Consider the following 21,480-nt stretch of genomic DNA (forward strand, 5'->3'; position numbering starts at 1 on the left):
GAATAATTTTTGCCTGTCCCCTGTTCCCTGTTCCTCCTATAGTACTCTTTATGCATAGTAACCCCTCATATTATTAATACGGCACTGTCTTTCCTTGAAAAACAACCATCTCACCCAATTCCGGCATAGTTCTTTTAATATTGCCCGTAACGGCTGTCAATGCGTCATCCATTTGCTGTTCAAACAAAGCCCTTGCCTTTTTATGTGTTCGTTTTGGTAACTTTTTAAGCCCGGCGTCTTTCATTTGTTTGATCATCTGCTCCGCCCCTTGCGGACTTCCTCGAAATACAAAATGTATCTTTTTTAAAGCTGCTTCGACCATGTCATCTGATGCCATATTAGCCATGGCCTGAGCCAATTCTTTATCAAGCCCTTTGATAACATTTTTAATATTATCTCCGGTATAGTGTGAATAATTCTTCAGCTCAAACTTACGCCCTCCATCAGCTACAACATCCACGTACCTCTGAGTATTTGCTAATGAAACACTTTTTTCAAGAGCTTCCACATTTTTTTCAGCATCTCTTAAATCATCCAGAAAATCAAGCTGATGGAACAGGCCTTTTATAAAGCCGGTATTATAACTTGACGTTGCTTCATTAAAAAGGAGTTTTCCCATATCACCATACAGACGTCCACTGATATTTGCCGCATCATGGAATTCATCCAAATTACCAATTAAATTGAAATACTTATACGATTTGGAGTCAAATCTTTATTCTTGACAACTCCTCCAAAATCCCATCAAATAGTCGCTTTAATTCCAAATCCTCTTCCATTTTCAACCGCAATCGTTTCCGTGAAATGCTGACAGAGCTGTCGCCGACATGGCCAAGGAGGTATTTACCGATGTCGGGTTGTTTGATGTTGCGGAGACGATCTTTTATGACCGGGTCGCATCATTCAGCAGAAACCGCCAGACCGGAACCACGTCAATCTTTCCGGAATCAACCGGTATCTGTTCTTCCTCGTGACGTGTTACAATAATGCCCTGGGACAGTTTCAGTTCGGCCATGGCTTCGGCAAGCGCGGTGGTCTCACGCTTTCGGGTTAGCGGGTCGGCCATCGATTCACAGACCTGAACAAGCAGGCGAGACGGGTCTTGCCGTCCGGCGATGAAATCAACTTCCCGGCCCGCTCTGGTCTTGTAGTAAAAGATGTCCGGTGTAACCCGACGCAGGGCGATGAATACCAGATTTTCCAGAAGATGACCTGAATTGACTAGAATCCCGGAGCTGATCGATGTCACCAGAGAGTGATCGACACAATAAATCTTCTTAGGGTTGGTGTTGGCCCGGGCCAGTGAGGCGTCAAAGATGCGCACCGTGAACAGAACAAAGGCATCTTCGAACCATTCGAGATAATCCGAGACGGCTGATTTCGGCGCTTTATGGCCCAGAGATTTCAAATAATTGGTCAGGTTGTTGATGGAATAGAGAGACCCTGTATTGTCCACCAGCCAATGAGCCAGTTCTGCAACCGCCCTGGGGTGAGAGATATCATGGCGTTCGACGAGATCGCGGAACAGCATTGCGTTAAAATACTCCTGGTGGGTCTTTAGCCTCAATATCCGGTCGAGACCTGCAACCTCGGGAAAACCGCCGGTTTCCCAATACTCCTCGAATGCTTTCTGAATGGTCAAACGTTTTTTGGTCGAGAATGGACCGTCGCTCGCAATCCCTTTGAAATCGAGAAACTCACGAAATGAAAACGGAAACATTTCCCAGGACAGCGCCCGCCCGCGCATCTGGGTCGCAATCTCCCGGGAGAGCATCTGAGCCGACGATCCGGTGATATACACCTCACACGTTTCCGTGCGCATCAAACGGTCAATGAAGGGCTCCCAGCCGGATACGACCTGGATTTCATCAAAAAAGCAATAAACCTTTTCGGTGTTCTTTTTTTCCGGATAGAGCGAGAAATAGGCCTCCAGGATCACACCCAGGTTTTTGTGCTGCAAGCTGTGAAGCCTGTCATCGAAAAAGTTCAGATAGAGAATGTTCTGACGGGAAACGCCGGAGTCCTCCAGTTTTTTCATCAGCTGAAACATAAATGTCGACTTGCCGCCGCGTCGTACACCGATGCAAACCGTGGCTTTGCCCGGAACCTGTGAGACAGCAACCCGTCTGGGCACACCTGTCGACAGGTTCCTCTCCTGAAAATTGAGGATTATTTCTTTAAGCATGTCCATCATGACGAAACCTCCGGCTGTCAATTTTTCCAGTCAATGTTGAAACTGGTAATAATTATTGCCGGTTTCGCTATAAAATGGCAAGGATTTTTCCTGGATGTGCGGGAACCGTGTTTGGCGAGAAGTTTTTGAGAGAAGCCCGTTCAACGATGATGTGAAACCAGTGATGCATGATGGGATAAAATATTTTTTCGGAGGCCCGTAGGTACCCTCAGATCCATTCCCGCAAAAAGCCTTCATCAAGGGATGGGAATCGTGGTACATTGGGGTATCTTTTGTCCCTGCCCGCCTGATCCGGTCGTTTGATTCGCCGGTCAGCCGTGCCAATTGAAAAAAACGAGGTACGAGGCCATGAAGCAAGACGCCGATGTGATCATTGTGGGGGGCGGCCCGGCCGGGCTGTTCGCCGCCCATTACCTGTGCGAGCACAGCGACCTTGACATACTTTTGATCGAAAAGGGGAAAACGGCCTTACAGAGGCGCTGCCCCAATGCCAAGACCGGCAGGTGCATGAAATGCGACCCCTGCCATATTCTTTCGGGGATCGGAGGCGCGGGGCTGTTTTCCGACGGCAAGCTCAACTACATCCCCAAACTGGGCAAGACCGATCTCACCCAGTTCATGCCCCGAAGCGAAGCCCAGGCCCTCATCGACGAGACCGAGGCGATTTTCAACCGGTTCGGCATGGACGGCGAGGTCTACCCCACGGACATGCCGAAAGCCGAGGCCATCCGCAAGACCGCCAAGCAAAACGGCATCAACCTTCTGATCATCAAGCAGAAGCACCTGGGCAGCGACCATCTGCCCTCCCACATCGCCCGGTTTCATGATCATCTGATTGCAAACAAGGTCCGCATCCACACCGACGAGGAAGCCCTGGACATCCGGGTGACCGAGGGCCGCGTCACCGGGCTGGTCACAAACAAGGCCGAATACAAGGCCCCGAACCTGATCCTGGCCCCGGGGCGGGTGGGGGCCGAATGGGTGTCGAAACAGGCCCAGGCCTTAGGGGTCGGCCTCAGTCAGCGGGGCATCGAAATCGGGGTGCGGGTGGAGGTTCACAACGACATCATGCAGGACCTGTGCAAGGTGATCTACGACCCCACGTTTTTCATCCGGACGCCAAAATACGACGATGAAACCCGGACCTTCTGCACCAACCGGGGAGGATTTGTCTCCACGGAGAGCTACAAGAACTTCGTCTGTGTCAACGGCCATGCCCTGATGGACCGCAAGTCCGACAACACCAACTTCGCTTTTCTGTCCAAGGTGATTCTCACCGAACCGGTGACCGACAACCTGGCCTACGGCGAATCCGTGGGCTACCTGTCCTCACTGATCGGCGGCGGCAAACCGATTCTCCAGCGGTTCGGGGACCTCAAACGGGGACGGCGAAGCACCTGGTCCCGCATCCGCAACAGCTACATCGAGCCCACCCTGCCCGATGTGGTCTGCGGCGACATCGCCATGACCCTGCCCGAACGGATTCTGACCAACCTTGTCGAAGGGCTGGAGAAACTCGACCGGGTCGTCCCAGGGGTCACCAACGACGAGACCCTGCTTTACGCCCCGGAAATCAAGTTCTTTTCCACCCAGATCGACAGCTCAAACGATCTGGAAACCGAAATAAACGGGATGTTTATCGCGGGCGACGGCCCCGGGGTGGCGGGAAACATCGTATCCGCCGCAGCCACGGGGCTGATTCCGGCCAAGGCCATTGTCCGGCGAATGAGGGCATCGTAAAACGGGATTATGAGTGAAGCGGGTCAGTCTATGCCCAGCTTTTCACAGCGGTAGCGCATGGATCGGAAGGTGATGTCGAGGAGCCGGGCGGCCTTGCTCTTGTTGCCGCCGGTGCATTCGAGGGCCTTCTGAATGTAGGCTTTTTCGATGGCGTTCATCACGTCGTCGAGCTGGACCCCGTGCTCCACGTCCTGGAGGTCGAAGCGGCGATTGGGCACCCCTTCGATCCAGCGGCGTTTGTAGGAAGACAGAGACAGACTTTCGGGCAGAATGATGTTGGTGGTGGACAGGGCCACACTGCGTTCGATCAGGTTTTCCAGTTCCCGCACGTTGCCGGGAAAATCGTATTTGGTCAGAAGCTCCACGGCGTAGGACGATATCTTGGTGATGTCCTTACCCATCTCCCGGGAATACTTGTCGAGGAAAAACTGGGCCAGGGCCTTGAGATCGCTTTTGCGTTCACGCAGGGCGGGCACCTTGATTTCGATGACGTTCAGGCGGTAGAACAGATCCTCGCGGAAGTTGCCGGCCATCACCTCTTCCTCGAGTTTCTTGTTGGTGGCGCTGATGATGCGGATGTCCACGTCCACATCCTTGGTGTCCCCCACGGGCTTGAAGGACCGCTGCTGAACGGCCCGCAGCAACTTGACCTGGAGCGGCATGGTCAGCTCGCCGATTTCATCGAGGAAAATCGTTCCGCCGTGGGCTTCTTCGAACAACCCCTTCTTGTCCGTGCTGGCCCCGGTGAACGAGCCTTTCTTGTGGCCGAACAGCTCGCTTTCCATCAGGGTTTCGGGGATGCCGCCGCAGTTGACCGTCACAAAGGGTTTGTGCTTCCGGTCGCTCAGATGGTGAATGGAGCTGGCGATCAGTTCCTTGCCGGTGCCGCTCTCACCGGTGATCATCACGTTGGTTCTGGCCCGGGCCACCTGCTCGATCAGGGTGTAAATGCGCTTCATGGCCGGACTGTCGCCGATCATGGAATCAAAATGAAGGTGACTTCGGGTCTCCTCGGCCAGATCCTCTTTCTCCCGCTCCGAGGTTTTCAGGGCAAGAGCCCGGGCGATGGTGGCCTTGAGTTCGGTATTGTCAAAGGGCTTGGGCACATAATCGTAGGCCCCGTCGTTCATGGCTTCGACGGCGGTTTCCGTGGTGGCGTAAGCGGAAATCAGAATCACCACGGTTTCGGCCTGACGTTTTTTCGCGGCCCGCAGCACGTCCAGCCCGGACAGGTCTCCCAGTCTTATATCGGTCAGCACCAGATCGTAAAGATGCTTTGTGATCAGGGCCAGGGCGTCTTTGCCGTTCTCGGCACAATCCACACGGTATCCGGCCTTGACAAGCATCAGCTCGAGAAATTCCCGCATGCTGAGTTCATCGTCAACCACCAGAATGTGTGCGCCTGACGCCTGCTCCGTCATACCTGACCTCAATCCATGTCCTTGAAAACAATCCGTCCGTCGACCATCGTTAACACCGCCCTGCCCGTCAGGGTCCAGCCGTCGAAGGGCATGTTGCGGCTTTTCGACTGAAGGGCCTCGGCCGTGAGGGTCCAGGCCGCGTCCAGGTCGATGATGGTGATATCCGCCGGGCCGTCAATCCGGATGCCCGAGCTTACGCCCAGAACCGATGCCGGGTTCACCGTCAGCTTGGCGATGAGGTCTGCAAGGGAAAGAACGCCGTCCCGAACCAGGGCAAGGGACAGGGGCAGGGCCGTTTCCAGGCCGATGATGCCGTTGGCGGCCTGGGCGAATTCGACGTTCTTTTCAAGCGGCGAATGGGGCGCGTGGTCCGTGGCGATCACGTCCAGGGTCCCGTCGGCCAGGGCGGCGCGGACGGCCTGCCGGTCTTTTTCGCTGCGAAGGGGCGGATTCATCTTGGCGTGGGTGTCGAAAGACCCCACCGCCCTTTCGGTCAGGGTAAAATAATGGGGCGCCGTTTCCGCCGTCACCCGCACGCCCCGGGCCTTGGCCGCACGAATGGCCTCGATCGATTCTTCGGTGCTCACATGGGCGATGTGCAGGCGCCCGCCGGTCAGTTCACAGAGACCGATATCCCGGATCACCATGATGCTTTCCGACAAATTGGGGATGCCGGCCAGTCCCAGACGCGTGGCCGTCTCGCCCTCGTTCATGCAGCCCCCGGCCACCAGGGTCATGTCCTCGCAATGGGCGATGATGGGCAAATCAAAGCCCCGGGCATATTCCAGGGCTCTGCGCATCAGCTGGCCGTTTTCGACGGGCATGCCGTCGTCGGTCAACGCCACGGCACCGGCCTCTTTCAAATCACCGTATTCGGCCAGGGACTGGCCTTTGGACCCCACGCTGATGGCCGCCGCCGGATAGACCTTGGCGTAGCCGGCGGCCTTCGCCTGACGGATCACGTATTCGGTGACCTGGCGGTTGTCGTTGACGGGCTTTGTGTTGGGCATGGCGCAGACCGCCGTGAACCCGCCGTGGGCCGCGGCCCGGCATCCGCTTTCGATGGTTTCCTTGTATTCGAACCCCGGCTCCCTCAAGTGCACATGCATGTCGATCAGGCCCGGCACCACCAGTTTGCCTGAGGCATCGATAATCTGATCGATAACGTCATCCCCGGCGCCTTGTCCGGGTTTTTTTATGGCGGCAATACGGCCGTTTTCGATGATCAGATCCAGCAGCTCGTCACAGTGTCCGGGATCGAGGACCCGGCCGCCTTTAATGAGTGTCGCCATCTCGGCTTCCTCCCGCAAGAAGATAAAACAGGGCCATACGCAGGGCCACGCCGTTGGTCACCTGGTCGAGAATGATCGAATAGGGACCGTCGGCCACGGCTTCGGAAATTTCGACCCCCCGGTTCATGGGGCCGGGGTGCATGATGAGAACGTCTTTTTTCGCCCGTTTGACCCGCGCTTCCGAAAGACCGTAGTAACGCGAATATTCCCGGACCGTGGAAAACAGAAAATTTTCCTGACGCTCTTTCTGGATCCGGAGCATCATGATGATATCGGCATCGGTGATGGCCTCGTCCATGTCGCAGGTCACATCCGCGCCGTAGGTTTCAATGCCTTTGGGAATCATGGTGGGCGGCCCCGAAAGCACGACACTGGCCCCCATTTTGGTGAATCCCACGGCGTTGGACCGGGCCACCCGGCTGTGGGCGATGTCGCCGATAATGGCCACCCGCTTGCCGGAAAGATCCCCCAGCCTCTGGCGGGCACTCATCATGTCCAAAAGGGCCTGGGTGGGATGGGCGTGCATGCCGTCCCCGCCGTTGATCACCGAGGCCTTGACGTGTCTGGCCATCAGATGAGGCGCCCCGCCTGCGGAATGACGCATCACGATGATGTCGGGCTTCATGGCTTCCAGGGTCGTGGCCGTGTCGATCAGGGTTTCCCCCTTGACCATGCTGCTGGAGCTCGCGGCAATGGAAATGCTGTCCGCGCTCAGGCGTTTGGCCGCGATATCGAAGGACACCTTGGTCCGGGTGCTGGGTTCATGAAAAAACAAAATGATGGTTTTCCCCCTCAAGGTGGGGACTTTCTTGATGGGGCGCTCCGAAATTTCCTTCATCCCCTCGGCCGTATCGAGAATCAGATTGATTTCATCGACGGTCAGAGACTCGATGTCCAGAATGTCCTTTTTCCGTAATTGCATGTTCCCCCTGCAAATCGTTACGTTTACGAAAGAACCGAACCCTGGGGCCGGCAGTCAAACACCGGCCGTTTCTTATGTCTGTTTTGATTTGTTTTCAAGCCTTTTATTTCAGGAGATCCCCCAGCCTGCTCCAGCGCACGCCGAAGTTCTCGCTGTCCCAGGACCAGTAGATAATAAAGGCTTTTCCCTTGACCGATTCCAGGGGAACGAACCCCCAGAACCGGCTGTCGTGGCTGTTGTCCCTATTGTCCCCCATGACGAACAGATGCCCCTCGGGGATGGTGACGGGACCGAAATTGTCTTTGACAAAGCGCCTGTCCATCCCCTGGACTTCACCAAACCGGTTGATCTGGTCGAGCCAGATGCCCTCGAAGGTATCTTTGGGAATCACCGGCGGCACAATCTCGTCCATGGTAAACCGCACATAATCCCGGGGCCCCATCCACTCTCCGTTCACATAAACCTTTTTGTCACGGATTTCCAGGGTGTCCCCGGCCACGGCCACAACCCGCTTGATGAAATCGCGCTTGTCCACCGGGTAGATGAACACCACGATATCCTCGCGCTCAGGCTCGCTGATGGGAATGATGGTTTTCCGGACAAAGGGAAGCTTGACCCCGTAAATGAATTTGTTGACCAGAATGTGATCGCCGATCTGAAGGGTGTCGAGCATGGAGCCCGTGGGAATCTTGAAGGCCTGGACAATGAAGGTGCGGATGAACAGGGCCAGGATCAGGGCGATGATCAGTGCCTCGGCATTTTCCCGCAGCATCCCCTTCCGGGGCTTGCTCTCCGTTTTTGGAGCGCTTGCTTTATCGTTTTTGTCTTTCACGTGGTGCCTCACCGTAGAGGGTCGGAAATCGGGCTAAAGGGGCAGGGTTTCCTGGGGTTCACCCAGAAAGAATTCCCCGTCTCGAATCCATTGTTTGAGTATATCTGCGATCTGACGGGCTTTGACCATGCTCGACAGGGGCACCGTCTGGATATCCCGGCCGTCCAGGTGAATCGTTCCGCTTCTCAGCTGGGCGTAGCTGACCTGCCCCAGGCTGTCGAAAATGCCGTTGGGATAGTTGTGGCCGAAATCCAGCACCTGGGTAAAGATGTCCTCGTCGGAAACCGCCGTGTATTGGGCGATCTCCTCGTTGAGAATGGGAATGGGAATGCCGATGCCGAGGGCCAGCGAGCAGCCGTATCCCCGGATGCTCAGGCCCCTCACCCAGTCCCGGCTCATCTGTTTGAGATCCCCCATGGTCCAGATCGTCCCCGAGGGGCGGACGGGAACGCCGCCGGCCGTGCGGATCTGGCCGGGATTGTGCTGCGTCCCCGGCCCCGTCACGAAGCCCTGGGCACCGCCGATGAAAATCCGGGTGCCGATGCCGATGGTCTTGTAGTAGGGATCGTTCAAAAGGGGGCTCAACTGGCCGGCGCTGCAGTAGTTCACGTTGCCGCCCCGGGGCTTTAAGGTCCCCATGTAGGTATAGACGGTCTTGTTGGCCGTGTTGATGGCCGCGTTGTAGTTCTGGTAGGCGTTTCTGGGGTTGCACATCACAGCCATGGGCAGATCGGCCAGGGTCACCTCCCGCTCGATTTCCCGATTGGGATAACAGTCCGTGCCGTAGCTTCCGGCTTTGATATGCACCGTGCGTCCGGCCACCAGATCCTCGATCACATGACCGCCGCCGTAGTTGAATTCACCGGGATAGACCTTGTTCAGCGGATCGTCTTCGCATACCGCCGTGGCGCCGATATAACAGTCGATGGCCGCCACGCCCGAATAGGCTTCCACATTGTTGAAAAAGGTCTTCGTCGTGCGGATCAGGGGGCGGGACTGGCCGATATTGATGAACACGCCCGACGAACACATGGGCGCGAAGGTGCCCGTGGTGACGACGTCCACCCGGCGGGCCGCTTCCACCGGCCCCTCTTCGCGGACGATGTCGATGATCTCATCGGCCGTGACGACGACGACGTCGCCCCGTTTGATTTTTTCGTTGATCTGCGCGTAGGTTTTGTTGATCTGATGTTTCGCCACGTTACCCATCCGTTCCGGAGCCTTTACCTTACGGCTCCTGTTCCGCTGAGTTTGGATGTGATGTTGTTTTCGATCCAGGACGGGTCCCACCACTGAAGGGGATCGACGAACACATGATCGACAAACATGCCGTAATGAAGATGATCGCCACCGGTCAGACCGGTAATGCCGGTGTTGCCGATGATATCGCCTTTGGCTACCATATCCCCCTCGTTCACGCTGGTCCGGCTCAGGTGGGAATAGGTGGAAAAAAGCCCGAACCCATGGTCGATGACCACGGTCTTGCCGTAAATGCCGATGGTGTCGATAAGAGCGACACGGCCCCGGTTGGCGGCGGGCACCTCCGCATGCTTGACCGAAGCCAGGTCGATGCCCATGTGGTACTGACGGTCCACGACCTTCCCATTGTAGTAATAGCTTCGATGGTCGGCAAAATTGGCCCGTGTGGCCGAGCCGGGGAGCCTCAAAAAAGCCCCGTCCCAGTATTTCTCCGCAGCGGTTTTGGGGCCTGGGCTCAAAATACGCCGTCCGTTTTCACGGCGGACGTCCCGGTTGATTTTCAGAAATTTTTCGAGATGGTCACCGGTGTCCGCGAGCCCATCCACGGAAAAGCCCGGCATGTTGACATTGAGAAAGCCGTCGCTGATGGTAATCCGGTCGGCCTTGAATTCCTTGTGGCCGATGTAGTGCATGAACCCGGCCCGTGCCGAATTGCCCGCCGCATCCCGGGCTTCGATGAACATGGGTGTGTTCTGCCCCTGGGTGTGGGCCAGGGCGAAAAAGGCCAGCATGATGTGGGGGTCTTTGAAGTACCCGGCATGGCCCGGGAAAAATTCGTCGCCCACCTGGACCCCGGTACGCCCCCCCGTTTCGGAAACCCGGTAGATGATCAGGGCGGCCCCGCCGGGAACGATGTTGTGGTTCCGGGTCAGCACGTCGATTTCCGGCGGGCGGGTATCGATCTGCAGTTCCTTTTCCACGTAGGTGACATTGCCGGAAAACCAGCCCCGGAACGACCCGTCGCTGATCCTTATGCGAAGCAGGGCGGGCCCGTCGGCCAGTCCCAGCCGCTGGGGTTCGATCTGAAGATTGACCGGGAACGCATGGACCCGGTCATCCCGGGAATAAAACCGGACCGGGAAACGCTGTTCAAGGAGCACATGGTCAACACCGCCCTGGGACAGCGCCATCCAGACGGAGCGAAGACCGCTTTTTTGATCCGACACCGTCCCGGTCAGGGGTTTCGACACCCCGATGGCGCGCATGGGCAAGTCCATGTCAAGGGACGGTTTCTCACCTTCGTAATTGATCACCAGCCCGACAATGCAGGCTGCCAAGACTGCCGGAATCAGAAGCCGGAACAGGATTTTTTTTTTGTTTGTCGATTTTTTTTTCAAGAGATCAGAACCACCGTTGCCGTTTGTTTTTTTGACCAGTCATAACAGCAAAAAAGCCGCCAATCAAGCCTTGTATTTGATTTCTTGATGGTCTCTTTAAAAGTAGAATTTCAGACGGCTTCGTAAAATGTTCGAGATCAAGGCTTGCGAATCCCGAGGAACGAGGCGTACTTAGGGTACGCCGCAGTGACGAGGGATGACGCGTAACGCAGATATCTGACGTTTTACGAAGCCGTCATTTCTTGACTTTTATACAGGCTCACGATACACCCTGAAAGACCGGAATCGTATGGAACGTTTCTTATAAAATTATCGTGAAATAAACAACAGGAAAATCTATGAAGCGCATTGCCCGGGCAGGTCGGATCGACGCGGGAGAAGGGCAGCCCCTCCTCCTCATCGCCGGACCCTGCGTCATCGAAGACTATGACACCAGTTTCGCCATCGCCTCCTTTCTCAAAGACCTCACCACACGGATGGGAATACCTTATATATTTAAAGCGTCCTACGACAAGGCCAACCGAACCTCCATCGCCTCGTACCGGGGGCCGGGCAAACAGGAGGGGCTGGCCATCCTCCGAAAGCTCAAGGAAACCCTGGGACTGACCATCATTTCGGACGTGCATGGCCCCGCCGAAGTGGCCGAAGCCGCCGACGTCCTCGACGTGATCCAGATTCCCGCCTTTCTTTGCCGGCAGACGGACCTGATCACCGAAGCCGCCCGCTCCGGCAAACCGCTGAACATTAAAAAAGGGCAGTTCCTGGCCCCCTGGGACATGGACAACATCGTCGTCAAGGCCAGGACCGCCGGAGCCGAAAACATTTTCCTGACCGAGCGCGGCTCGTCCTTCGGCTACAACAACCTGACGGTGGACTTCAGGGGCATTCCCATCATGCAGAAAACCGGCTGCCCGGTGATCTTTGACGCCACCCACAGCGTCCAACTGCCCGGAGGCCAGGGGCAGAGTTCGGGCGGCCAGCGGGAATACGCGCCGCTACTGGCCCGGGCCGCCGTGGCTGCCGGGGCGGACGGCATTTTTCTCGAAGTGCATGAAAACCCGGACAAGGCCCTGTGCGACGGCCCCAATTCGCTGAATTTTCCCATGATCGAAGCCCTGCTTCCCCAGCTTGCGGCCATCAAGAAAATTGTATGCTGATTCACGATGACATAAGCCGGAGGGCCAAAGGCATCCGGATGCTGCTTTTGGATGTGGACGGGGTGCTTACCCGCGGCGACATCATCTACACCGCCTTAGGCGACGAGGTGAAACAATTCAGCGTCAAGGACGGCATGGGCATCCGCCTTTTGATGGACGCGGGCATCGAGGTGGGCATCGTCACGGCCCGCCGGGCTCCGGCACTGACGGCGCGTCTTGAAAACTTAGGCGTCACACGGATTTACGACGGCGTCAAACACAAGGAAGAGGTGTTTGACGCCATTGTCCGCGAAACCGGCCTGGCCCCTTCGGCCATTGCCTATGCCGGGGACGACCTTCCGGACATCCGGATCATGAAACGCTGCGGCCTTCCCACGGCCGTTGCCGACGCCTGCGCCGAGGCCCGGGCGGCGGCGGTTTTCGTCACCACGGCCAGGGGAGGCGCTGGGGCGGTCCGGGAAATCAGCGAGAGGATTCTCAAAGCCCAGGGTCTCTGGGACTCTGTGATCGAACGGTTCCTGTGACATGCCGACCCATCCGGAAAAAATAAAATTCGCCTTCTACGTCCTGATCGTCCTGATCCTTCTTGTCGTGGTGATCATCTTTGTCAATTACCGCCTTCAGACCGGCCGGTTCGCCCTGTTTTCCCCGTCGGACCCCGGCGCCACCCTGACTCTCGACCGGGTGGACCACACGGCCTCCAAGGCCGGAGTCCGCCAGTGGAGCCTCAAGGCCGAAACCGTCAACTACTACCAGGACCGGAACGAAGCCCTGTTTCACGCCCTGACCCTGGTGTTCTTCGCCGAAGACGGAACCGTCACCACCCTCACCTCCGATCAGGGAATCATGGAGACGACCACCCGGGATATCACGGCCACGGGTCACGTGGTGATCGTCAACGGGCCGTATACCCTGAAAACGGAAACCCTGCATTACGCCGAAAAAAAACGTCTGATCACCACCCCGGTTCCGGCAACCGTCACCAAAGACCGGTCCCGGATCACGGGTGACCGGCTGATCCTCGACATGAACACCGGCATCACCCGGCTGGAAGGAAACGTGAAAGGAGTTTTCATTGAAACGGACTGACCATCGATCCCGCGTCCGGATCGCCCCCCTTGCCTTTTTCATGCTGCTGACGCTTGCAGCCCTCTGTCCTTGGGCCGGCGAGGCCCTGGCCGACACGGCAAAAAAAAGCACCGAAATCCATATCACCGCCGATACCCTGGTCTCGGACCGGGACGCCCGCTACGCCGAATTCCAGGGTAACGTGACGGCGATTCAGGACGGTTCGACCCTGACCAGCGATCGCCTGAAAATCACCTACACCGACCGGAACGACGCGTCCGCAAACGAAAGGTCTGCGGACGACGGCAAGGGCAGTGACCCGGCCCGGGGCATCGAGACCATCGTGGCCGCAGGTGCGGTGAAGATGGTCATGGAGGACAAGACCGCCTGGGCGGAAACGGCCGTTTTCAACCGCAAGGACGATACCGTCACGCTGTCCGGGGGCAGCCCCAAGGTGGTCAGCGGAAAAAGCACGATTACCGGCGAAACAATCATCATGAACCGCACCACGGGAAAGGTGACCGTCCATGGCGGCACCAACCAGAGGGTCGAGGCGTTTTTCTACGAGGAGGACGCGGAAAAAGCCGGTGACGCCCGGCGGCGGCCGTCGGATTCCGGGCAGAGTGATGCAAAATAAGTGCCTAAATTGTCATCCATTTATTGATTTTCGAACCATCAAAAAATTTTTGGCATATTTTTCAAACGTCTTATGTTATACTTGACCTGTATTTCAGATGGGAAAGCCCCCCGGGACGCGACGCATCCCCGGTCCGGGCCGAAACCCGGCGCCGTGACGCACACGGCGGGGGGTTCCGTCGCGACAACCAACAACGTGATACCCGATAGTCGGCCATGGCTGTTCTGACACTGGAAAATCTGGAAAAAACCTATGGCGGCCGGACCGTGGTCAATCACGTGAGTCTCCAGGTGGAAAGCGGCCGGGTAACCGGCCTCCTCGGCCCCAACGGCGCAGGGAAAACCACCACCTTCTACATGGCGGTGGGAATCATCCGGCCGGATTCGGGCCGCGTTCTCGTGAACGGCATCGATATCACCCGGGAACCCATGTACATAAGGGCCCGGAAAGGAATCGGCTATCTGCCCCAGGAATCGTCGGTGTTCAAATCCCTCACGGTCAAGGAAAACGTGATGGTGATTCTTGAGCTGCTCCCCCTGACCCGGGCCGAGCAGCTCCGCAAGGCCGAGACCCTTCTGGATGAACTGAGAATCCGTCACCTTTCCGACCAGAAGGCGGCGGTCCTGTCCGGAGGAGAGCGGCGCCGGCTTGAGATCACGCGGGTTTTGGCCACCGATCCCGCGTTCATCCTGCTCGATGAACCGTTTGCCGGGGTGGATCCCATTGCCGTGATCGACATTCAGAAAATCATCGGGCTCCTGACCGAGAGAAACATCGGCGTGCTGATTTCCGATCACAATGTCCGAGAAACGTTAGGGGTCTGCGACGAGGCGTTTATCATGAACAACGGCGCGGTCATCGAAACCGGCGCCCCGGAAAAGATCGCCGCCAGCGAAATTGCCCGGAAAATTTACCTTGGCGAGGAATTCAGATTATAAAGCACTATGGCACTTGAACTCAGGCAGCAACTCAAACTTTCCCAGCAACTGGTGATGACGCCCCAGCTCCAGCAGGCCATCAAGCTTCTGCAGCTTTCCAGACTTGAACTCGTGGATGCCATCAACCAGGAAATTGAAGAAAATCCAGCCCTGGAAGAGCTGTCTGAACACACCCCCAAGGAGTTGTCCGATGAATCGCCGGACGCGGAGGAACCCCGTTCCGCCGAGGCCGCCGCCGAAAGTGAAGTCAAGATCGAGGAAAAACTCGATACCGACATCGACTGGGACAATTACATCGAGGAATACAACTCCACCGGCAAAACCCACTACGAGGCCGAGCACCGTGAAAGCACGAGCTTCGAAGCCTTCGTGTCGGAAAAAAAATCCTTAAACGACCATCTGCTCTGGCAGCTCCTGATGTTTCTTCCCTCGGAATTCGAAAAAGAAATCGGCTGCCTGATCATCGGCAATCTGGACCAGGACGGGTACCTGACCACCACGGTCGAGGAACTCTCCGCCGCGTCCAACTACCCGGCGGACATGGTCGAGGACGTTCTGGAAACCCTCCAGTCTTTCGATCCGCCCGGCGTCTGCGCCCGATCCCTGGGCGAATGCCTCCTGATCCAGGCCCGGCAGCTGAAAATTGATGACCCGGTGCTCACCCGGATCATCACCCACCATATCAAGGATCTGGAAAACAAGAATTACAAAGCCATCGCCCGGGCGCTGAAAATCCCCATCACCGGCGTACTCGCAGCCGTGACGGTCATCCAGGGCTTCGAATCCAAACCGGGACGGATTTTCAGCGATGAAGAACCCCACTACATCATTCCGGACATTTTCGTATACAAGGAGGAAGGAGAGTTTATCATCGTCCTCAACGACGACGGCATGCCCAAGCTGCGGGTCAACCCCTATTACCGCAAGGCCATCAGCCAGGGCAAGGACCTGACCGGCGAAACGCGGGAGTACCTCCAGGAAAAAATGCGTTCGGCGGCCTGGCTGATCAAAAGCATTCATCAGCGCCAGAAAACCATTTACAACGTCATGGAAAGCATTCTCAAGTTCCAGTCGGAATTTTTCGACAAGGGCATCGCCTATCTCAAACCCATGGTTTTACGGGACGTGGCCCAGGATATCGGCATGCACGAATCCACCATCAGCCGCGTCACCACCAACAAATACGCACTGACCCCCCAGGGCATCTTCGAGCTGAAATTCTTTTTCAACAGCTCGATCAACCGGGTGCACGGCGAGTCGGCCATCGCCTCGGTCAGTGTGCAGGACAAGATCAAACAGATCATCGACAAAGAAAACCCACAAAAACCCTACAGCGATGAAAAAATCGCCCAGATGCTAAAGGAGGACGCCAACATAGACATTGCTCGACGAACCGTAGCAAAATACAGGGAGGCCATGCGTATCCTGCCTTCCAGTAAACGCAAACAATTTTAGGGAGGTCATTCTATGCACGTATCTGTCACCTTTAAGAATCTTGATTCATCAGATGCCCTTCGATCATATGTTCAAAAGAAACTTGATCGATTTGACAAACTCCTTGACAACCCTGCCGAAGCCAACGTCGTTTTTTCCGTCGAAAAGATCCGCCACACGGCGGAGATCAACCTGGCCAGCGACAAACTGACCATCTATGCCAAAGAAGAAAGCGACAACATGTATTCGTCCATCGACATGGTGCTGGACAAACTCAAAACCCAGCTGACCAAGAGCCGGGACAAAATCAACAAGCGGGCCACCAACTCCAGAGACAGCATCAAGAATACCCACCTGGGCGCAGAAGGCGCCGAACAGGCGGACGACGACCTGAGCCTTTACGACGAAAACGCCCCCGCGGAAGCCTTTTCCGGAAACGCCGGGATCTGATGCCCCCGGTGCGCCAACGGGACCGGGCAGGGAGGTCCGGCCCTTGGCTCTGTGACATGTGACCGTTTTTAAAGACACTGATTTGAAAACAACAAGGGCGCTCCCCGGAGCGCCCTTTACTATTGGGCCGGATGTCTTTTGGCCTTGAAACTTGGGTGCCGGGCTGGTATGAATAGTGCTGTTTTAACATAACGCCCAGGGGGGAAAACTGACCATGCCTGATCGATCCGGCTTCCGGAGGAAACATGAAAATCCTTGATATTCTTCATCCAGACGCCATCCTTCCCGATCTGAAATCCCGGGACAAAAAAGGCGTACTCGAAGAGTTGGTCGCCCCGCTGACCCAAAGCACCGGCCTGACCGCAAAGGAGCTGTTCCGCATCCTGATCGAACGGGAGCAGCTGGGCAGTACCGGCATCGGCGACGGTGTGGGCATTCCCCATGGGAAAACCAAGGCCATCGACCGCATGGCCATCGGATTCGGCCTCAGCCGCCAGGGGGTCGATTTTGATTCCATCGACGGTAAGCCGACCCACATTTTCTTTACCCTGATCACCCCCGAAGAATCCACCGGGTTGCACCTCAAGCTCCTTGCGCGCATATCCAAACTTTTGAAAACGGACGGCTTCAAACAACAACTGATGGAAGCGGCCCGGGTCGACGACGTTCTTGCGGCCATCGGAAGCCGGGACGACGATTTTTAACCCCGCAGAGGACCGACGGCGACGGTCTCGTAAAACGCGTAAGATCGGACGTTTAAAGAATCCGTCAACGGTGGGAGAACACCATGAAAGACCTGAACATCATCATCATCACGGGCCTGTCGGGGTCGGGCAAAAGCACGGCCATGTCGGCGCTGGAAGATGCCGGTTACTATTGCGTGGACAACATGCCGGTCCTTCTGTTTCCCAAATTTCTGGATCTGCCCCTGAAAAGTTCCCCCGGCATCATCGGACTGGCCTTCGTGATGGACCTGAGGGAAAAGGAATTCATCACCACCTATCCCTCGGTGTTCCGGGATTTGACCGACAAGGGCTACGTGTTCCAGATCATTTTTCTGGAAGCCGACGAAAAGGTTCTGATCCGACGGTTCAGCCAGACCCGCCGTCAGCATCCGCTGAACGCGGGGGCGACCCTCATCGAAAGTATCCGTCTTGAACGCTCCCTGCTCGCGGGCATCCGGGACCAGGCCGACAAAATCATCGACACCTCGCTCTACGATGTCCGGACCCTGAAATCCATCATCAAATCCATGGCGGAAAAAAACGCCGACACCGAATCGATGCGGATCAACATTCTCTCGTTCGGCTTCAAATACGGGATTCCCCAGGATGCCGACCTGGTCATGGATGTGCGTTTTCTGAGGAACCCCTATTTCGTTCCGGAACTCAAGGATTTTTCCGGACTGAACCCCGAGGTCCGACGCTATGTACTCGAGGATCCAGACTTCCCGGCCTTTCTCGAGAAGTATATCGGCCTGATCGACTTTCTGATTCCCCGATACGCCCGGGAAGGCAAACGTTATCTGACGGTTTCGGTGGGCTGCACCGGAGGCCGTCACCGCAGCGTGACCGTGGCCGAGCTTCTGCTGGAGCATCTCAGGCAGAATGAAGCCAAGGTCACCGTCACCCACCGGGACATCGGCATGGAAGAGCCTGAAAACCGGGAGACGCCGTGACGGCGTCAAGGCCCCCGGCGTTTTCGATTTTGGGAACTTTTTTTTGACATGACGCCATCATGTACTATATTACCAGACGTCAATGCTCCGTTCGTGCCCAAAGCGGACGGAAACCACTTACCAGAGGAATGTTATGATCGGCATCGTCCTTGTCACCCACGGCCGTCTCGGCCAAACGCTCATCGAAACCGCTGAATTCATCCTTGGATCGAAACCGGAGGCCGTGACCCAGGTCTCCATCAACGTCAAGGAAAACGTGGACGACCTGCGTGACAACATTGCCAAGGCCATCAAGCAGGTGGATGCGAAGAAAGGCATCCTGATCCTCACCGACATGTTCGGAGGCACCCCGTCGAATCTCAGTTACTCCTTTCTTGACGAAGGCCGCGTGGAAGTGATTTCCGGCGTCAACCTGCCCATTCTGATCCGAGCCGTGGGCCTTCAGAAAAACGAGGACTTGAGCGGTGTGGCGAAAACCCTGGTCGCCTCGGGCAAACGCAGCATCTCCCTTGCAAGCGGCATTCTCAAAGGAGCCGAGTAACCCGGATTTCAGGTATCCTGGTCAACCTGAAGGGTCCTGATAATAGTGATGCGTTCTTCTTGACAAGGGCAATCCCTTTGCTTTAAAAGTGTCTATGTTTTGACAAGGCCGTACAGGCGCCTTTCCGGGCTTCATGCCGGAGCCTGGCCGCCTTTTTCTTTTTATTATCATTACATCGGAAAAACCGGACAAGATCGTGGACCGACCTTTGTGTTACGTCCCCTGTGCCCGCCGCTTTGTTCCGGCTTTTAATTGTGTGTACACGACGACCTGGAGGCAGACATGACTGTAAAATTGGGTATCAATGGTTTCGGACGCATCGGGCGACTCGTTTTTCGGGCAGCCCTTAAGCACCCCAACGTGGATGTGGTGGCGATCAATGACCTGACCGACACTAAAACCATCGCGCATCTTCTTTCCTATGATTCGGTTCATGGACGCTTTCCCCACAAGGTGGAAGCCGGGGAAAACACCATCGAGGTCGACGGCCGAAGCATTGCCGTCACCGCCATCCAGGACCCGGCCGACCTGCCCTGGGCCCGTGAAGGGGTGGATATCGCCGCCGAATGCACCGGACGATTCAGAGACCGTGAAGGCGCCGCCAAACACCTGGCCGCCGGTGCCCGAAAAGTCATCATCTCGGCCCCGGCCACCAACCCGGACATCACCGTGGTGCTCGGCGTCAACCAGGACATGTACGATCCCGCCAAACATCACATCATCTCCAACGCGTCCTGCACCACCAACTGCCTGGCACCCGTGGCCAAGGTCATTCACGAGCGGTTCGGCATTGTCAGCGGGCTGATGACCACCATCCATTCCTACACCGGCGACCAGCGGATCTTAGACGCCCCGCACAAGGATCTGAGACGCGCCCGAGCCGCCGGCTTGTCCATGATCCCGACGACCACCGGTGCGGCCAAAGCCGTGGCCCTGGTGCTTCCGGAACTGAAAGGCAAACTCAACGGCCTGTCGTTGCGGGTGCCCACGCCCAACGTCTCCATCGTGGATCTGGTGACCTGTGTCGAAAAATCCGGTCTCACCGCCGCCGAGGTCAACGAGGCCCTCAACGCCGCCGCCGAAGGCCCCCTCAAAGGCATTCTCGGATACTCGACCCTGCCCCTGGTGTCCAGCGACTTCAACGGTTCGCCCCTGTCCTCCATCGTGGACGCTCCCGTGACCGACGTGATCGGCAACATGGTCAAGGTCATGTCCTGGTACGACAACGAAGCCGGTTATTCGGCCCGCATGGTGGATCTGGCCGCCCTGATCGGTTCCCAGCTCTGATCGGAACCCGTCGTTTTGACAACAACCGACAGCCCACAAGGAGTTGCCATGACCCAAAGACGCCCTTTGATCGCCGGGAACTGGAAAATGTTCAAATCCTGCGGCGACGCCGTGGAAACGGCCCGACAACTCGTCCGCCTCACGGCGGATGCACGCCATACGGACGTGATGATCGCCCCCTCGTTCACCTCCCTCGCGCCGGTGTCCGAGGCCCTCAAAGGCTCGGCCGTCGCCCTGGGCGCCCAGAATCTTCACTGGGAAAAGGACGGTGCCTTTACCGGAGAGATTTCCGCAGGGATGCTTCGGTCCTGCGGCTGCACCCATGTGATCATCGGACATTCCGAGCGACGACAGTATTTCGGCGAGACCGATGAAACGGTCAACCTGCGGCTCCGTGCAGCCATCGAAAACGGGCTTGTTCCCGTTCTGTGCATCGGTGAAACCGAAAGTGAGCGGGACCAAGAAAAAACGATGAATGTTCTTGACAAACAGATCAAAGACGGGTTAAAAGGACTCGGCTCTGAGGAACTGAAGACTCTTGTTCTGGCGTATGAGCCGGTCTGGGCCATCGGGACCGGAAAAACCGCAACACCCGGGCAGGTTCAGGACGTTCATGCCTTCCTTCGATCACTGATCGGAGATCTTTTCGGCGATGAACGGGCCGCCTCAATGAGAATTCTTTACGGCGGCAGTGTCAAACCCGCAAACATTTCCGAGTTGATGACACTCGAAGATGTGGACGGCGCGCTGGTCGGCGGAGCCAGCCTCGATGCGGCAACTTTCAACGACATTATTCGTTTTGAATGATACGGCGTTAGGATTATGACTTTTATCATTACAGTATTGCACATTCTTGCCTGTCTGGCTCTGATCATGATCGTTCTGCTCCAGACCGGCAAAGGGGCCGACATCGGAGCGTCCATGGGCGGCGCCGGCGGTCAGGCCATGTTCGGCACCAGCACGGCCACAACCCTGCTGGGCAAGATCACCACGGGAATCGCGATACTGTTCATGCTGACGTCCCTGTACCTGGCCTACCATTCAGGCCACCGGGTCAAGGCGTCGCTGATGGATCAGGTCAAACCCGCCGTCGAACAAACGGTTCCGGAAACAGCGCCTCCCGCTGTGCCCGCCGAACCTGCCGGAGCGGAAGAAAAGGCAGCCGACTCCGCTGAATAACGAGATCATGCCGAAGTGGTGGAACTGGTAGACGCGCACGGTTGAGGGCCGTGTGGGGCGACCCGTGGGAGTTCAAGTCTCCCCTTCGGCACCATTCATAGAAAAGGCCACGG

The 21,480-nt window shown here is 56.7% G+C and carries 22 protein-coding genes and 1 tRNA gene; 15 read left to right on the forward strand and 8 right to left on the reverse strand.

What is annotated here, in order from left to right:
* Positions 1-73: 73 nt before the first annotated feature.
* Both ACYQ11_RS16605 and ACYQ11_RS16610 read right to left on the reverse strand, forming a co-directional pair.
* On the reverse strand, positions 74-619 hold the full coding sequence (locus ACYQ11_RS16605; RefSeq protein ID WP_459924935.1) for a hypothetical protein: 546 nt from the start codon (positions 617-619) through the stop codon (positions 74-76).
* 264 nt (positions 620-883) lie between these two features.
* Positions 884-2,194, reverse strand: a complete 1,311-nt coding sequence (locus ACYQ11_RS16610; RefSeq protein ID WP_459924936.1) for an ATP-binding protein — start codon at positions 2,192-2,194, stop codon at positions 884-886.
* Between the two features lie 348 nt (positions 2,195-2,542).
* Between ACYQ11_RS16610 and ACYQ11_RS16615 the strand changes: the two genes are divergently transcribed.
* A complete protein-coding gene (locus ACYQ11_RS16615) occupies positions 2,543-3,934 on the forward strand; it encodes an NAD(P)/FAD-dependent oxidoreductase (RefSeq protein ID WP_459924937.1) in 1,392 nt (463 codons plus the stop codon).
* Between the two features lie 23 nt (positions 3,935-3,957).
* On the opposite strand, the gene ACYQ11_RS16620 is transcribed toward ACYQ11_RS16615, so the two are convergent.
* The 6 genes from ACYQ11_RS16620 to ACYQ11_RS16645 form a co-directional block, all read right to left on the reverse strand.
* Positions 3,958-5,355 carry a sigma-54-dependent transcriptional regulator gene (locus tag ACYQ11_RS16620; protein ID WP_459924938.1) on the reverse strand — a complete coding sequence of 466 codons (1,398 nt, stop codon included), beginning with the start codon at positions 5,353-5,355 and terminating at the stop codon, positions 3,958-3,960.
* 8 nt (positions 5,356-5,363) lie between these two features.
* Positions 5,364-6,647: a dihydroorotase gene (locus ACYQ11_RS16625; RefSeq protein ID WP_459924939.1), complete on the reverse strand. Its 1,284-nt coding sequence runs from the start codon at positions 6,645-6,647 to the stop codon at positions 5,364-5,366.
* A complete protein-coding gene (locus ACYQ11_RS16630; RefSeq protein WP_459924940.1) occupies positions 6,631-7,569 on the reverse strand; it encodes an aspartate carbamoyltransferase catalytic subunit in 939 nt (312 codons plus the stop codon). Before ACYQ11_RS16630 ends, ACYQ11_RS16625 begins: the two co-directional genes overlap by 17 nt.
* A gap of 103 nt (positions 7,570-7,672) precedes the next feature.
* Positions 7,673-8,341 (reverse strand): signal peptidase I, encoded by a 669-nt coding sequence (gene lepB / locus ACYQ11_RS16635; RefSeq protein WP_459924984.1) that lies wholly within the window; start codon positions 8,339-8,341, stop codon positions 7,673-7,675.
* Positions 8,342-8,434: 93 nt separating this feature from the next.
* Positions 8,435-9,601, reverse strand: coding sequence for a homocysteine biosynthesis protein (locus ACYQ11_RS16640; protein WP_459924941.1), 1,167 nt, complete (start codon positions 9,599-9,601; stop codon positions 8,435-8,437).
* Positions 9,602-9,624: 23 nt separating this feature from the next.
* Positions 9,625-10,998 (reverse strand): M23 family metallopeptidase, encoded by a 1,374-nt coding sequence (locus tag ACYQ11_RS16645; RefSeq protein ID WP_459924942.1) that lies wholly within the window; start codon positions 10,996-10,998, stop codon positions 9,625-9,627.
* Positions 10,999-11,336: 338 nt separating this feature from the next.
* On the opposite strand from ACYQ11_RS16645, the gene kdsA reads away from it, so the two are divergent.
* The 14 genes from kdsA (at position 11,337) to ACYQ11_RS16715 (ending at position 21,461) form a co-directional block, all read left to right on the forward strand.
* Complete coding sequence (gene kdsA / locus ACYQ11_RS16650; RefSeq protein WP_459924943.1) at positions 11,337-12,155, forward strand: 3-deoxy-8-phosphooctulonate synthase; 819 nt, start codon at positions 11,337-11,339, stop codon at positions 12,153-12,155.
* Entirely contained in the window at positions 12,149-12,679 is a 531-nt protein-coding gene (locus tag ACYQ11_RS16655) for a KdsC family phosphatase (RefSeq protein ID WP_459924944.1), read from the forward strand. Before kdsA ends, ACYQ11_RS16655 begins: the two co-directional genes overlap by 7 nt.
* 1 nt (position 12,680) lies before the next feature.
* A complete protein-coding gene (lptC, locus tag ACYQ11_RS16660; protein ID WP_459924945.1) occupies positions 12,681-13,244 on the forward strand; it encodes an LPS export ABC transporter periplasmic protein LptC in 564 nt (187 codons plus the stop codon).
* The gene (locus tag ACYQ11_RS16665; protein WP_459924946.1) at positions 13,231-13,860 is read left to right on the forward strand and encodes an LptA/OstA family protein; all 630 of its coding nucleotides are present in this window, start codon (positions 13,231-13,233) and stop codon (positions 13,858-13,860) included. Before lptC ends, ACYQ11_RS16665 begins: the two co-directional genes overlap by 14 nt.
* A 215-nt stretch (positions 13,861-14,075) precedes the next feature.
* Entirely contained in the window at positions 14,076-14,798 is a 723-nt protein-coding gene (gene lptB / locus ACYQ11_RS16670) for an LPS export ABC transporter ATP-binding protein (protein ID WP_459924947.1), read from the forward strand.
* 6 nt (positions 14,799-14,804) lie between these two features.
* Complete coding sequence (gene rpoN, locus ACYQ11_RS16675; protein WP_459924948.1) at positions 14,805-16,253, forward strand: RNA polymerase factor sigma-54; 1,449 nt, start codon at positions 14,805-14,807, stop codon at positions 16,251-16,253.
* A 12-nt stretch (positions 16,254-16,265) separates the two neighbouring features.
* The gene (hpf, locus tag ACYQ11_RS16680; RefSeq protein WP_459924949.1) at positions 16,266-16,682 is read left to right on the forward strand and encodes a ribosome hibernation-promoting factor, HPF/YfiA family; all 417 of its coding nucleotides are present in this window, start codon (positions 16,266-16,268) and stop codon (positions 16,680-16,682) included.
* Positions 16,683-16,927: 245 nt separating this feature from the next.
* A complete protein-coding gene (locus ACYQ11_RS16685) occupies positions 16,928-17,386 on the forward strand; it encodes a PTS sugar transporter subunit IIA (protein WP_459924950.1) in 459 nt (152 codons plus the stop codon).
* An 83-nt stretch (positions 17,387-17,469) separates the two neighbouring features.
* Entirely contained in the window at positions 17,470-18,360 is an 891-nt protein-coding gene (rapZ, locus tag ACYQ11_RS16690; RefSeq protein WP_459924951.1) for an RNase adapter RapZ, read from the forward strand.
* A 133-nt stretch (positions 18,361-18,493) separates the two neighbouring features.
* Positions 18,494-18,901 (forward strand): PTS sugar transporter subunit IIA, encoded by a 408-nt coding sequence (locus ACYQ11_RS16695; protein ID WP_459924952.1) that lies wholly within the window; start codon positions 18,494-18,496, stop codon positions 18,899-18,901.
* A 282-nt stretch (positions 18,902-19,183) separates the two neighbouring features.
* Positions 19,184-20,188, forward strand: a complete 1,005-nt coding sequence (gap, locus tag ACYQ11_RS16700; RefSeq protein ID WP_459924953.1) for a type I glyceraldehyde-3-phosphate dehydrogenase — start codon at positions 19,184-19,186, stop codon at positions 20,186-20,188.
* A gap of 48 nt (positions 20,189-20,236) precedes the next feature.
* On the forward strand, positions 20,237-20,995 hold the full coding sequence (gene tpiA / locus ACYQ11_RS16705) for a triose-phosphate isomerase (RefSeq protein WP_459924954.1): 759 nt from the start codon (positions 20,237-20,239) through the stop codon (positions 20,993-20,995).
* A gap of 15 nt (positions 20,996-21,010) precedes the next feature.
* Complete coding sequence (gene secG, locus ACYQ11_RS16710) at positions 21,011-21,367, forward strand: preprotein translocase subunit SecG (RefSeq protein ID WP_459924955.1); 357 nt, start codon at positions 21,011-21,013, stop codon at positions 21,365-21,367.
* Between the two features lie 9 nt (positions 21,368-21,376).
* Positions 21,377-21,461 (forward strand) — tRNA-Leu (locus tag ACYQ11_RS16715).
* Positions 21,462-21,480: the final 19 nt, after the last annotated feature.

The organism is Desulfatiferula olefinivorans (genome assembly GCF_054657895.1).

Coding starts and splice junctions, on each gene's coding strand:
- ACYQ11_RS16605 (WP_459924935.1), bottom strand. CDS start 619: ATGGGAAAACTCCTTTTTAATGAAGCAACGTCAAGTTATAATACCGGC.
- ACYQ11_RS16610 (WP_459924936.1), bottom strand. CDS start 2,194: ATGATGGACATGCTTAAAGAAATAATCCTCAATTTTCAGGAGAGGAAC.
- ACYQ11_RS16615 (WP_459924937.1), top strand. CDS start 2,543: ATGAAGCAAGACGCCGATGTGATCATTGTGGGGGGCGGCCCGGCCGGG.
- ACYQ11_RS16620 (WP_459924938.1), bottom strand. CDS start 5,355: ATGACGGAGCAGGCGTCAGGCGCACACATTCTGGTGGTTGACGATGAA.
- ACYQ11_RS16625 (WP_459924939.1), bottom strand. CDS start 6,647: ATGGCGACACTCATTAAAGGCGGCCGGGTCCTCGATCCCGGACACTGT.
- ACYQ11_RS16630 (WP_459924940.1), bottom strand. CDS start 7,569: ATGCAATTACGGAAAAAGGACATTCTGGACATCGAGTCTCTGACCGTC.
- lepB (WP_459924984.1), bottom strand. CDS start 8,341: ATGCTGCGGGAAAATGCCGAGGCACTGATCATCGCCCTGATCCTGGCC.
- kdsA (WP_459924943.1), top strand. CDS start 11,337: ATGAAGCGCATTGCCCGGGCAGGTCGGATCGACGCGGGAGAAGGGCAG.
- ACYQ11_RS16655 (WP_459924944.1), top strand. CDS start 12,149: ATGCTGATTCACGATGACATAAGCCGGAGGGCCAAAGGCATCCGGATG.
- lptC (WP_459924945.1), top strand. CDS start 12,681: ATGCCGACCCATCCGGAAAAAATAAAATTCGCCTTCTACGTCCTGATC.
- lptB (WP_459924947.1), top strand. CDS start 14,076: ATGGCTGTTCTGACACTGGAAAATCTGGAAAAAACCTATGGCGGCCGG.
- rpoN (WP_459924948.1), top strand. CDS start 14,805: ATGGCACTTGAACTCAGGCAGCAACTCAAACTTTCCCAGCAACTGGTG.
- hpf (WP_459924949.1), top strand. CDS start 16,266: ATGCACGTATCTGTCACCTTTAAGAATCTTGATTCATCAGATGCCCTT.
- ACYQ11_RS16685 (WP_459924950.1), top strand. CDS start 16,928: ATGAAAATCCTTGATATTCTTCATCCAGACGCCATCCTTCCCGATCTG.
- rapZ (WP_459924951.1), top strand. CDS start 17,470: ATGAAAGACCTGAACATCATCATCATCACGGGCCTGTCGGGGTCGGGC.
- ACYQ11_RS16695 (WP_459924952.1), top strand. CDS start 18,494: ATGATCGGCATCGTCCTTGTCACCCACGGCCGTCTCGGCCAAACGCTC.
- gap (WP_459924953.1), top strand. CDS start 19,184: ATGACTGTAAAATTGGGTATCAATGGTTTCGGACGCATCGGGCGACTC.
- tpiA (WP_459924954.1), top strand. CDS start 20,237: ATGACCCAAAGACGCCCTTTGATCGCCGGGAACTGGAAAATGTTCAAA.
- secG (WP_459924955.1), top strand. CDS start 21,011: ATGACTTTTATCATTACAGTATTGCACATTCTTGCCTGTCTGGCTCTG.